General features: G+C 64.2%; 12 protein-coding genes. 5 read left to right on the forward strand and 7 right to left on the reverse strand.

Features of this window, described 5'->3' with window-relative positions:
• Positions 1–5: 5 nt before the first annotated feature.
• Together hemW and LK12_RS11800 are read left to right on the forward strand one after the other, a co-directional pair.
• Positions 6–1,157 (forward strand): radical SAM family heme chaperone HemW, encoded by a 1,152-nt coding sequence (hemW, locus tag LK12_RS11795; RefSeq protein WP_039283820.1) that lies wholly within the window; start codon positions 6–8, stop codon positions 1,155–1,157.
• Complete coding sequence (locus tag LK12_RS11800) at positions 1,154–2,050, forward strand: tyrosine recombinase XerC (RefSeq protein WP_039283824.1); 897 nt, start codon at positions 1,154–1,156, stop codon at positions 2,048–2,050. Before hemW ends, LK12_RS11800 begins: the two co-directional genes overlap by 4 nt.
• Here the strand turns inward: LK12_RS11800 and LK12_RS11805 are convergent.
• From LK12_RS11805 to rsmI, 4 genes are all read right to left on the reverse strand, one after another.
• Positions 2,029–2,646 (reverse strand): DedA family protein, encoded by a 618-nt coding sequence (locus tag LK12_RS11805; protein ID WP_039283828.1) that lies wholly within the window; start codon positions 2,644–2,646, stop codon positions 2,029–2,031. The genes LK12_RS11800 and LK12_RS11805 overlap by 22 nt on opposite strands.
• Positions 2,647–2,679: 33 nt before the next feature.
• Entirely contained in the window at positions 2,680–3,666 is a 987-nt protein-coding gene (gshB, locus tag LK12_RS11810; RefSeq protein WP_039283833.1) for a glutathione synthase, read from the reverse strand.
• A gap of 67 nt (positions 3,667–3,733) precedes the next feature.
• Positions 3,734–4,096: a YraN family protein gene (locus LK12_RS11815; protein ID WP_039283837.1), complete on the reverse strand. Its 363-nt coding sequence runs from the start codon at positions 4,094–4,096 to the stop codon at positions 3,734–3,736.
• Positions 4,093–4,920, reverse strand: coding sequence for a 16S rRNA (cytidine(1402)-2'-O)-methyltransferase (gene rsmI, locus LK12_RS11820; protein WP_052223349.1), 828 nt, complete (start codon positions 4,918–4,920; stop codon positions 4,093–4,095). The genes LK12_RS11815 and rsmI overlap by 4 nt, the downstream gene beginning before the upstream one ends.
• Positions 4,921–4,986: 66 nt before the next feature.
• Between rsmI and LK12_RS11825 the strand changes: the two genes are divergently transcribed.
• The 3 genes from LK12_RS11825 to mazG all read left to right on the forward strand — a co-directional run bounded on the left by LK12_RS11825 (position 4,987) and on the right by mazG (position 9,022).
• Positions 4,987–6,132: a penicillin-binding protein activator gene (locus LK12_RS11825; RefSeq protein WP_231568333.1), complete on the forward strand. Its 1,146-nt coding sequence runs from the start codon at positions 4,987–4,989 to the stop codon at positions 6,130–6,132.
• Positions 6,133–6,212: 80 nt separating this feature from the next.
• Positions 6,213–8,222 (forward strand): DNA topoisomerase IV subunit B, encoded by a 2,010-nt coding sequence (gene parE, locus LK12_RS11830; RefSeq protein ID WP_039283849.1) that lies wholly within the window; start codon positions 6,213–6,215, stop codon positions 8,220–8,222.
• 11 nt (positions 8,223–8,233) lie between these two features.
• Positions 8,234–9,022, forward strand: coding sequence for a nucleoside triphosphate pyrophosphohydrolase (gene mazG, locus LK12_RS11835; RefSeq protein ID WP_039283851.1), 789 nt, complete (start codon positions 8,234–8,236; stop codon positions 9,020–9,022).
• Here mazG and hflX read toward each other — a convergent pair.
• The 3 genes from hflX to ntrX form a co-directional block, all read right to left on the reverse strand.
• Entirely contained in the window at positions 8,999–10,327 is a 1,329-nt protein-coding gene (gene hflX, locus LK12_RS11840) for a GTPase HflX (RefSeq protein WP_039283854.1), read from the reverse strand. The two genes, mazG and hflX, sit on opposite strands and share 24 nt — an antisense overlap.
• A gap of 17 nt (positions 10,328–10,344) precedes the next feature.
• Positions 10,345–10,914 (reverse strand): RNA chaperone Hfq, encoded by a 570-nt coding sequence (gene hfq, locus LK12_RS11845; RefSeq protein WP_039283859.1) that lies wholly within the window; start codon positions 10,912–10,914, stop codon positions 10,345–10,347.
• Between the two features lie 237 nt (positions 10,915–11,151).
• A complete protein-coding gene (ntrX, locus tag LK12_RS11850; RefSeq protein ID WP_039283862.1) occupies positions 11,152–12,540 on the reverse strand; it encodes a nitrogen assimilation response regulator NtrX in 1,389 nt (462 codons plus the stop codon).
• Between the last annotated feature and the right edge of the window lie 3 nt (positions 12,541–12,543).

Raw genomic sequence — 12,543 nt, forward strand, 5'->3', positions numbered from 1 at the left:
GGCCCATGGCCCGCGCGCTCTACATCCACTGGCCGTTCTGCCTCGCAAAATGCCCCTATTGCGACTTCAACAGCCATGTTCGCGACCGGGTAGACCACGGCCGTTGGGAGGAAGCGCTCCTTGCCGACATGCGCCACGAGCGCGCCATGACCAACGACGAGCCGCTCGAAAGCATTTTCTTCGGCGGGGGCACTCCATCGCTGATGCCCCCTGCCCTCGTTGCCCGGCTCCTGGAAGAGGCGGAAAGCCTCTGGGGTTTCGCCCCGGAAATCGAGATCACGCTGGAAGGCAATCCTTCCTCGGTAGAGGCCGGCAATTATGCTGCCCTTGCAGGTGTGGGCGTAAATCGGGTCTCGCTCGGCCTGCAGGCGCTCGAAAATGCGACATTGCGGTTCCTCGGCAGGCTTCACGACGCGGACGAAGGACTGGCGGCACTGGCGGTGGCCCAGCGCCATTTCGCCCGCGTTTCCTTCGATCTCATATACGCTCGGCCCGGCCAGACCCTCGATGCCTGGCAGGCTGAGCTGTCCCGTGCCTTGTCGTTCGGCACCGGCCATCTCTCGCTCTACCAGCTGACCATCGAGCCGGGCACCCGCTTCGAAACGATGGTCCGCAAGGGAGAGTTCGTACCGCTCGGCGAGGAAGCCTGTGCCGACATGTTCGCGCTCACTCGTGACATGATGGCCAGCGCCGGATTGCCGGCCTACGAAGTGAGCAACCACGCCCGCCCCGGCGAGGAAAGCCGGCACAACCTCACTTATTGGCGCTACCACGACTATTGCGGCATCGGCCCCGGCGCGCATGGGCGACGATCCGGGGTGGCGACGGTGCGGCACCGCAAGCCCGAAAACTGGCTTCACGCCATCGACGCGCTCGACAACGGCATCCGAGAAACGCGCGCCCTGGACACCCACGAACAGGCGAGCGAGGCCATGCTGATGGGCCTGCGCCTGCGCGAGGGCGTCGATATCGACGGACTGGCCTCGCGTTTCGGTCTGGAGCCGCAAGCGCTGTGCGACGCCCGGAAGGCGCAATTCTACGAAGGCCAGGGATTGGTCTGGCGCCGCGCTTCTCGCCTTGGCATTACCGATTCCGGCATGTCAGTGCTCGACGCCCTGCTCGCGGAACTGGTGCCCTCGGCGCTCGTGGCAACGTGACGAAAGCCGATATTCTCGAGGCCTGGGGCGCTTACCTGTCGCAAGGCCGGCGGCGTAGCCCGCATACGGTGCGTGCCTATCTCGCCGCCGCAGCACGGTTGCTCGACGCGACTGGAGATACCGACTGGACGGGCCTTGCGCGCCTCGACGCGACCGACTTGCGGCGCCAACTCGCGGCGCGCCGGCAAGACGGGCTCGGCAATGTCTCGTCGGCGCGCGAACTTTCGGCGTTGAAGGGTTTTCTCGCCTTTGCCCGCGACCGGGCCGGCATGAGCGATGCACAAGCTCCGCGCCTGCGCGGCCCGCGCGTCAAGAAGGGCTTGCCCCGGCCGGTCACGCCGGACGAAGCCGTGAACCTGGCGGCGGCCGTCGACGAGGATGCCAGCGAGCCCTGGATCGGCGCGAGAGACCGCGCAGTGCTGCTGCTGCTCTACGGTGCGGGGCTGCGGATTGCCGAGGCACTGTCGCTTACCGGAGCGGCGATACCATTGGGCGAAACCCTGACGGTAACCGGCAAGGGGGGCAAGCAGCGCGTCGTGCCGCTGCTTCCGATCGTGCGCGATGGCGTGGCCGATTATGTCGCCAAGTGTCCCTGGTCCCTCTCGCGCGAGGATGCCCTGTTCCGGGGCGCCAAGGGCGGCCGCCTGTCACAGGGCATGGTGCAGAAGGCCATGGCGCGTGCGCGAACTGCGCTCGGCCTGCCATCGACGGCGACGCCGCACGCCCTGCGCCACAGCTTCGCGACCCACCTGCTGGGCGCAGGCGCGGACCTGCGCTCGCTACAGGAACTGCTCGGCCATGCATCGCTGGGATCGACGCAGATCTACACCAAGGTGGATGCCGCCACCCTACTCGACGTCTACCGAAGCGCTCACCCGCGCGAGCAGGACTGATCGCGCGGCTTCCAGCGCATCACCCGCCACAGATAGAACGCGACGGTAGCCACGGTCAGCGCGAGGGTGGCAGTCCCCAGCCAGTCCTCAGCCGTCGAAAAGGTCTGGCCGAGCCACTTTCCGCCCATGATCAGGGCCACGTTCCACACTGCCGCCCCCATCGCCGTGAAGACCAGGAAACGAATGTGCCGCATGTGCGCCAGCCCCGCCGGGATGGAAATGATCGAGCGGAACATGGGGGCGAAGCGAAGGAAGAAGACGACCCAGTGGCCATGGTCGCGCAGGAAGCGGCCGGCGGCCTCCACGTCGTGCCATTCCATCGTGAGCCAGCGGCCCCAGCGGTCCACGAACGGCCGCAACCGCTCGTAACCGAGCCTGTCCGCAGCGAGGAACAGCACATAGTTGCCAAGCGTCGTCCCCACCGTACCCGAGAGGAGCAGCGGCCAGAACTCCATCTTTCCGCGCGCCACGGCTATTCCCGCGACGCCCATGATGAGTTCCGAGGGGATCGGCGGAAAAATGTTCTCTATCATCATCAGGAAGACGATGCCGAGATATCCGCCCTGCCAAATGATGGCGTAGATCCACTCAGACACGCTCACCCTCTCGCGCGGGCATTGCGGCCGGCGTCACATTACGGCGTGCCGCGCTTCGATAGCGTCCCAGATCTTGGCCGCGGTATCGGTCCCGTTGAACCGGTCGATAGCCACGATGCCCGTGGGAGAGGTTACGTTGATTTCTGTCAGCCATTTTCCGCCAATCACATCTATACCGACGAAAACCAGCCCCCGGGCCTTGAGTTCCGGGCCCAGCGACGCACAGATAGCTTCTTCCGCCGAAGTGAGTCCGCAGGCCTCGGCGGACCCCCCGACGGCGAGATTCGAGCGAAATTCGCCCTCGCCAGGCTTGCGATTGATGGCCCCGGCAAATTCCCCGTCCACCAGGACGATGCGCTTGTCCCCTTCCGCCACATCCGCAAGGAACGGCTGCACCATGAACGGTTCCACCCAGGCGTTCTGGAACATCTCCACCAGCGCACCGAGATTGCTGCCATCGGCCGGAACCCGGAAAACCGCCTTGCCGCCATTGCCGTGCAGCGGCTTGACCACGAGATCGCCCGGCATGCCGCGATCGACCATCCGTTGCTGGAAGAGCCGCACATCTTCTATGCGCCGGGCGATGAAGGTCGGTGGCATGAATTGTGCGAAATCGAGGACGAATACCTTTTCCGGCGCATTGCGAACCGACGCCGGATCGTTGACGACCAGGGTTTGCCCGGCAAGCCGCTCGAGAAGATGGGTCGCGGTGATATAGCCGAGATCGAACGGGGGATCCTGCCGCATCAGGACGACATCCACGTCGGTGGCCAGATCGATCAGGCGATGCTCGCCCAGCGTGTAGTGCGCGCCTTCGACGCGCTGTACCGTCACCGGAGCGGCCCAGCAGGTGAGGCGACCGCCGGCTCCCTCTGACGTGTCGTAGGCCAGGGTGCGCACGTCGTAGTGGAAGAGGCTATGGCCGCGCGCCTGTGCCGCCAGCATCAGGGCGAAGGAGGAATCGCCAGCGATGTTGATGCTTTCGAGCGGATCCATCTGGACGGCGATGCGTAAGGTCATGAAGTCAGGTCCTGCATAAAGCTTCGGCGCGCGGCCTAGCGGGATTTCGTGGCGGGTGCGAGCCGTTTCAGCTGCCCGGCTGCCAGGCGTTCTCCACCCGGCGAGGCCAGCTTCGCGGCGCGATCAGGATCACGTCGACGCGCTGGTTGTCGCCGGGCCGGGCATAGCGGTGGGCTATCGCTTCGGCGGCAGCCGCTACCCTGCGCAGGCGCGGCACGGTGATCGCCGTATCGAGTTCCTCTCTGGTCGCGCGCCATTTGACCTCGACAAAGCACAGGGTCTTTCCCCGCCGGGCCACGATATCGACCTCGCCGCGCATCGATCTCACGCGGCGGCCGAGGATTCGCCACCCCTTCATCATCAGGAAAAGCGCCGCCAGCATCTCGCCGCGGCGGCCGTTGCGTTCAGCCTTCGTGCGCTTTCGGCTCATTTCAGCTCCATGGCCCGGGCATAGAGCGACTTGCGATCGAGCCCTGTGGCCTTTGCAACCCGTGCCGCGGCCTGGGACGGTTTGTTTTGCGCGAGTTCCGCCTGCAGCATCGCGTCGACATCGACGTCTTCGGCTGGTTCGTCGGAAGGCGGCGCGACCAGCAGGACAATTTCGCCTTTCGCAGGATGGGCCGCATAGTGCGAGGACAATTCCGATGGCGTTCCACTGCGGCATTCCTCGAACCGCTTGGTGAGCTCGCGCGCGACGGCGACTTCCCGGCCCGGCAGCACGGCGCCGATGGCCCCGAGCGTGGCCTCGAGGCGCGGCGCGGTTTCATAGAAGATAAGCGTGGCGCGCACGGGAGCCAGTTCCGACAGGGCGTCTTCGCGTGCCTTCGCCTTGTTCGGCAGGAACCCGGCAAAGAGAAAGCGGTCGTTTGGTAGGCCCGAGAGGGTCATCGCCATGACAGCGGCATTGGGTCCGGGCAGGCTGGTGACGGGGATGTCCCGTTCCCTTGCGAGTTTAACGAGGCGGTACCCCGGATCGGAGATGAGCGGCGTACCCGCATCGCTCACCAGCGCAACGGGTTCGCTGGCCATCAGCGCCAGCAGCCGCTCACGATCGCCCTCACCGGCATGGTCGTCATAGCGGATCATGCGCTTTTTCAGGCCAAGATGGTTCAGCAGCTTGCCCGTTACCCGCGTATCTTCGCAGGCGACCGCGCCGGCGGCACGCAACACATCGACCGCACGCAGCGTTATATCGCCCAGGTTGCCAATCGGGGTTGCCACTATATACAGCCCCGGTGAAAGAGATTGTTCCATTACAAGACTCATGGCCAAGGACCCAGGGAGCGGCAAGGGATGTTTGACAAGCGCCTGAATTCGCCAATGAATCGGCGAAATCTTCTTGCCGCCGGTACGCTAGCTGTACTCGCCGGTTGTACCGTGGTTCCCAAGGCGCCGGCGCCGACAGCCCCGCCCCCCGGGCCTGCGCCGACCGAAAGCGTCATTCCCGAAGACACCGGGCATCACCGCGTTGCATTGCTCGTTCCCGTCAGCGGAAAGAACGCCGCTGTCGGCCAGTCGATCGCCAATGCCGCCAACATGGCACTGCTCGATACTGGGGCGAAGAACCTGCGCATCACCACCTACGACACGGCGAACAACCCGACGGACGCGGCGCGTCGGGCGCTGGCGGACGGAAATCGCCTGATTCTGGGCCCGCTGCTGTCGGACAACATCCCCGCCGTCGCATCGGTGGCGCGTCCGAGTGACGTCCCCCTGATTTCCTTTTCCAACGACGAGAAGGCGGCGTCCAAGGACGTCTTCATCATGGGCAACCTGCCCGGCCAATCGATCCAGCGCACGGTCGACTACGCCCACTCACAAGGCATTTCCGCCTACGCAGCACTGATCCCGCGAGGAGAATACGGCGACCGGGCAAGCGACGCGCTACTCTCGTCGGTACGCGGCGATGGCGGTGCCGTGATCGCCATGGAGCCCTATGACCGGACAGCAGCCTCGATCAGCGCTGCGGCCAACCGTATCAAGGAAAAGTCCGGATACGGCGCATTGCTTATCGCCGACGGCGGAAAGCTCTCGGCCAGGGCCGCGACGGCCTTCCGCGAGGACGGAGGCGATGCCAATGTCCGCCTGCTGGGCACGGAACTCTGGAGCGGCGAGGCCGATCTGGCGTCGACTGCCGCCCTGCGGGGCGCGTGGTTCTCGACCGTTTCCGATCAACGGTTTTCCCAGTTTTCCAAGAGCTATCGTTCGCGCTTCGGCGCTCAGCCGTTTCGTATCGCTACGCTGGGGTATGACGCCGTACTGCTGACCTTGCGCATCGCGCGCGACTGGAAAGTGGGCAAGAAGTTTCCGACCTCGGAGATGATGAACAGCGACGGCTTCCTCGGCCTCGACGGTGCATTCCGCTTCACACGAGGCGGCATCATCGAGCGTGCACTGGAAGTGCGCGAAATCAGGAACGGTTCAGTGACTGTCGTCAGCCCGGCGCCCACCAAGTTCGGGAATTGATCAGCGCCGGGCTTTCGAACGGAGGATAAGCGCAAATGCGCGCTTGATCGCGGATTCGCGCGCTGCGTATAGTCCCGGCCATGTCCGATGACCTGTTCGACAAGCTGCCCGCCGCTGGCGGGGAATCCTACGACGGCTCCGCGATCGAGGTGCTGGAGGGGCTCGAGCCCGTCCGGCGGCGCCCCGGGATGTATATTGGCGGCACCGACGAGCGTGCCCTGCACCATCTCGCCGCCGAAGTGCTGGACAACGCGATGGACGAAGCGGTGGCGGGCCATGCCAACCGCATCGAGGTCACGCTGGAGGACGAGCCCGGCACCGCAGGACGGCTGACAATCACCGACAACGGTCGCGGTATCCCGGTCGACGAGCATCCGAAGTATCCTGGCAAATCGGCGCTCGAGGTCATTCTTTCCACGCTGCACTCGGGCGGCAAGTTTTCCGGCAAGGCCTATGCCACTTCAGGCGGCCTGCACGGCGTCGGCATTTCGGTGGTCAATGCCCTGTCGGTGAAGACCCGCGTCGAGGTGGCGCGCAACAAGGAATTGTTCGCGCAGGAATTCTCGCGCGGGCAGACGCTGGGCAAGCTGCAGAAGGTCGGCGCAGCGCCCAACCGGCGCGGTACAGCCGTGACTTTCACGCCCGATCCCGAGATTTTCGGCGAACAGAAGTTCAAACCCGCCCGCCTCTTCAAGCTGGTGCGTTCCAAGGCCTATCTCTTCGCCGGCGTGGAAATTCGCTGGAAGTGCTCGCCTGCGCTCGCGAGCGAGGACGTGCCCGAGGAAGCGACATTCCAATTTCCCGGCGGCCTTGCCGACCATCTCGCCGAGCAGATCGGCCAGCGCGAGTGCGTGACCAGCCAGTTCTTTTCGGGCTCGCAGGAATTTCCGGCCGGCGAGGACGGCGCCGAACAGGGCCGCGTCGAATGGGCGATCGCCTGGCCGCTCTATTCGGACGGGTCCTATTCCTGGTACTGCAACACCATCCCGACGCCCGATGGCGGCACCCACGAACAGGGCCTGCGCGCCGCGCTCACCAAGGGCATTCGCGCCTTTGCCGAACTGGTCGGCCAGCAGAAGAAGGCCAAGGACATCACGCCCGACGACGTGGTGACCGGCAGCGAAGTCATGCTCTCGGTCTTCATTCGCGATCCGCAGTTCCAGAGCCAGACCAAGGATCGTCTCACCAGCCCCGAGGCTGCACGACTGGTCGAGAACGCGATCCGCGATCACTTCGACCACTTCCTCACCGACAACCTCGAACGCGGCAAGGCCCTGCTCGGCTCGGTGATGGAACGCATGGACGAGCGCCTGCGCCGCAAGGCCGAACGCGACGTCAAGCGCAAGACCGCGACAAACGCCAAGAAGCTGCGCCTGCCCGGCAAACTGACCGACTGTTCCGGTGAAGGCGACGGCGAGACCGAGCTGTTCATCGTCGAAGGCGACAGCGCCGGGGGCTCCGCCAAGCAGGCCCGCGACCGCAAGACACAGGCAATCCTGCCGATCCGCGGCAAGATCCTCAACGTCGCTTCGGCCAGCGCGGACAAGATCCGAGGCAATCAGGAAATCGCCGATCTCATGCTGGCGCTGGGCTGCGGCGTCCGCAAGGACTGCAACCCGGACAATCTGCGCTACGACCGCATCATCATCATGACCGATGCCGACGTCGACGGCGCGCACATCGCCACGCTACTGATGACGTTCTTCTTCCAGGAGATGCCGGACATCGTGCGGCGCGGGCATCTCTACCTCGCACAACCGCCGCTCTACCGCCTGACCGCCGGGTCGAACTCGGCCTATGCCCGCGACGAAGCGCACCGGGCCGAGCTTGAAGCGACCCAGTTCAAGGGCAAGAAAGTCGAAGTCGGCCGCTTCAAGGGCCTTGGCGAAATGAACCCGCAGCAGCTTCGCGAGACGACGATGGCCCCGGCAACCCGCTCGCTGATCCGCATCACCCTGCCGCCCGAGTACGAGGATCGGGCAGCGGTGAAGGATCTCGTCAATCGCCTGATGGGCCGCAATCCCGAGCACCGCTTCGAGTTCATCCAGAACCGCGCGGGTGAAGTCGACCGCGACCTCATCGACGCCTGAGCCCTCGCGCGATGTCCGAAACTCGCCATCAGCAGATCGACCGCCTGCTCGCGATCATGGCCCGGCTGCGCGATCCGCAGGACGGCTGCGAGTGGGATCGGGCCCAGAACTTCGCGACGATTGCCCCGTATACGATCGAGGAAGCCTACGAAGTCGCTGACGCCATCGAGCGCAACGACCTTGAGGCCCTGCGTGACGAACTGGGCGACCTGCTGCTTCAGGTCGTGTTCCATGCGCGCATGGCAGAAGAGGCGGACCACTTCGCCTTTGCAGACATAGCGGCCTCCATTTCGGACAAGCTGGAAGCGCGCCACCCGCATATATTCGGTGACGATGCTTCCGGTGATGCGCAGACCGAACGCTGGGAAAAGCTCAAGGCAGAGGAACGGGCGGCAAAGGGCGAAACAAGCGCAGTCGATGGCGTGGCCTTGTCATTGCCCGCATTGATGCGCGCTGAAAAGCTGCAGAAACGCGCGGCTCGCGTCGGTTTCGACTGGCCCGATCCCAGCGGCGCCGCCGAAAAGGTCCATGAGGAAATGGACGAGCTCGCCGAGGCCGGTGCCGAGAGCAAGCTTGAAGAAGCTGGCGACCTGCTGTTCGCAGCCGTCAATCTCGTTCGCCTCAACGGCGTGGCTCCCGAGGACGCCTTGCGCGCCGCCAATGCGAAGTTCGAACGGCGATTTCGGGCCATGGAGACTTTGGCATCGAGCGAGAACAAGGATTTCGCCAAGCTCTCGCTCGATGAGCAGGAGCGCTACTGGCAAGCCGTCAAGGCATCAGAGCGAGGCGAACCGGCCTAGTTCGCGTTCGGTCAGCCGGACTTTCAGCCTCAGTTGCGGTCCATCGGCGCCTTCCCCCGCCTGTTCCTCGGACATCACGTCACCACGTGCATGCAGGAATGCTATGCGTTGGCCATCGGCAGCCGGAAGAACGAAGTCGTAAATCTTAGAGCCGGCCGTCAGCTTCTTGCCGACAACATCCAGAAGATTGTCGCAGCCCTCCCCCGTCAGCGCCGAAAGCGGCACGATGGTCTCGCCTTCGCGATGGGCCATGGCCTCGCGCAGTTCATCCGCCTGCATCGGGCCAAGTAAGTCCCACTTGTTCCACACTTCGATGATCGGGATCGGGAATTCGCTCTCTTCCCCGTCTTCACCGGGCACAATGCCCAGGTCGGCGAGAACATCGAGAACCTGCTTCTTTTGCGCTTCGGTATCGGGATTGGCGATATCACGCACATGCAGGATCACGTCCGCGGCGGTCACTTCCTCGAGCGTTGCGCGGAAAGCGGCGACAAGCTGCGTGGGCAGATCGGATATGAAGCCCACAGTGTCAGACAGGATCGCCTTCTCGACGCCCGGCAACCTGACCGAACGCATGGTCGGGTCGAGCGTGGCGAACAGCAAGTCCTGCGCCATCACATCGGCGCCGGTAAGACGATTGAACAGCGTCGACTTGCCGGCATTGGTATAACCGACCAGCGCGACCACCGGCCAAGGCGCCTTTTCGCGCCGTTCGCGATGGAGACCTCGCGTGCGCCGGACCTGTTCGAGTTCACGCCGGATCTTGGCCATGCGGTCGCGGATCAACCGGCGGTCGGCCTCGATCTGCGTTTCACCCGGGCCGCCAAGGAAACCGAAACCGCCGCGTTGCCGTTCAAGGTGGGTCCAACTGCGCACGAGGCGACCGGCCTGATAGTCGAGGTGCGCAAGCTCGACCTGCAGACGGCCTTCCGCCGTTGCCGCGCGTTCGCCGAAGATCTCCAGGATCAGTCCGGTCCGGTCGATGACCTTGCGCTTGAGCTTTTCTTCGAGGTTGCGCTGCTGGATCGCCGACAGCGAGCCGTCGACGATGACCAGTTCGGCCTCGCTAAGCTCGCAGCCCGTGGCGATGTTCTGGATCTGGCCTTCACCGAACAGCGTGCCCGGCCGCGGCTCGCGGATGGGAATGGCCACGGCATCCGCCACCACGAGGCCGATTGCCAAGGCAAGCCCCTTCGCCTCTTCGAGGCGTGCGTCGGGATCGAGGTCCCCTCTCCCGCGCATTTGCGGATAGGCGACGAAGGCACGCGCACCGCGCGTGACCTCGCCCTTAAGTTCGTCGTTCAATTGTTTTCCGTCTCGACTCAGTCGTCGGCTTCTTCATGCGCCTGCAGGTCGACCGGAGTCACGGGCTGAATCGTCGAAACGGCATGCTTGTAGGCCAGCTGTACGTAGCCTTCGCGCTCCAGCAGCATACAGAACAGGTCGTAGGCCGCCACGCGGCCCTGCAGCATGACGCCGTTGATCAGGAACATCGTGACCTGCACACCGGCACTGCGGATGCTGGAAAGGAACACGTCCTGCAGCAGACGTGTCTTCTTCGAGCTGTCGGCACCATTGGCGAACTGCTGCGCATCAACCGGGGTCGACGGCATGATCGTGGAAATCGCGTGCTTATAGACAAGCTGCGACTGCCCGTCGCGGCGAAGCAGGATCGAGAAGTTGTCGAACCAGGTGACGATGCCCTGCAACTTCACGCCCTTGACCAGGAACATCGTGACCGGGGTCTTGTTCTTGCGCAGGAGGTTGAGGAACTGATCCTGAAGGTTCTGCCCCTTGCCCGCCGAATTCCCTGACTTCGCAGGGGCCGGGGCGGGAGCCTCGGACGGCTCGGGTGCCGGTTTCGGCCGCGCGGAAAGCGTTCGACCAGCCATGCTCATTCTCCTTTTCTTGGCGGCCGCGATTGCGGTCCGCGATCTGGCCGTGGGCTTTTCCCGCCGGCCGTTTTCGAATCAAAATCTATCCATTTGCTGCACTGCAGTAAACACGAGAATTCTAACGGCTGTTTTTAGAACCGTTGATTGCCGCATCGACGAACCGTATGGCGCTCGGACACGCGCGCCACAGCGGCCTACAAGGGCGGTGTTTCGGTATTCCCACGCACCTCAGCTCTAATCTGCGTTCTCCTCGCCCTCTCGTCTTTCGGCCATGCCCAGCAGCTTGAGCTTGCGATGCAGCGCAGAGCGTTCCATGCCGATAAAGGCTGCCGTCTTGGAAATATTGCCCGAAAAGCGCCGGATCTGGATGCGCAGGTATTCGCGTTCAAAGCTTTCGCGAGCCTCGCGCAACGGCGCGCTCATCATGACCGATACACCTGAATCACCGCCCCCGCGATTGCTGAAGATTTCAGGCGGCAACATGTCCGCTTCGATCTGGCCGAGCTTTTCGCGCGGGGCCATGATCACCGTGCGTTCCACCACATTTCGCAGCTGGCGCACGTTGCCTGGCCATTCGTATGCCTGCAGCGCCGTCATGGCTTCGGTGGTCACCTTCGGCGGTGGCACACCCTGTTCGTTGGCATAGCGCGCGAAGAAATGGTCCACGAGAGCCGGAATGTCCTCGCGCCGCTCGCGCAAGGCGGGAATCGAGACCGGAACGACGTTCAACCGGTAGAAAAGGTCCTCACGGAAGCGCCTTTCGGCAATTTCCTTCTCGAGATCGCGCGATGTGGACGACACGACACGCACGTCCACCCTGATCTGGCGGGTTCCGCCCACCCGCACGAAGGCCTGGTCGGTGAGGACGCGCAGGATCCGCGCCTGGGTGGACAAGGGCATGTCCGACACTTCGTCGAAATAGAGCGTGCCGCCATCGGCCATCTCGAGCAGCCCCGGCCGGATCAGCGAGCCTTCGGTTTCCTCCCCGAAGAGTTCCTGCTCGAAACGTTCGGGCGTGATCCGGGCCGAGTTGACGCTGACGAAAGCGTTGCCTGCCCGCGGGCTCCAGGCGTGGAGAAGCCGGGCCGCGACTTCCTTGCCCGATCCAGCCGGACCGGCAATGAGCAGGCGGCTGCCGGTGTTGGCCACGCGCTTCAGCGTGGCGCGCACCTGATTGATCGCCGCGCTGGAGCCGGTGAACTCCTCGCCCATCGAGTAGTCCTGCTTGAGCTGTGCGTTCTCGCGGCGCAAACGTTCCGTTTCGGTGGCGCGCCCCACCAGGTGCAGCAGCTTCTCGGCTTCGAACGGCTTTTCGATGAAGTCCACGGCACCGCGGCTGATTGCGGCAACGGCCGTGTCGATATTGCCGTGGCCCGAAAAGATGATCACCGGCAGTTCCGGCTCGCGGGCCTTAATGGCGTCGAGCACCTCGAGCCCGTCCATGGGACTGCCGTGCAGCCATACATCGAGCAGTACCAGCGAAGGACGCCGGGCATCAATCGCCTCCAGTGCCGCTTCGCTGTCCCCCGCCGTCCGGCATTCGTAGCCCTCGTCGCTCAGGACGCCGGCGACCAGTTCGCGGATGTCGCGTTCGTCGTCAACGATCAGGATTTCGAGTGCCATGGC

This window comes from Novosphingobium malaysiense (assembly GCF_000802225.1).
Lineage (GTDB): Bacteria > Pseudomonadota > Alphaproteobacteria > Sphingomonadales > Sphingomonadaceae > Novosphingobium > Novosphingobium malaysiense.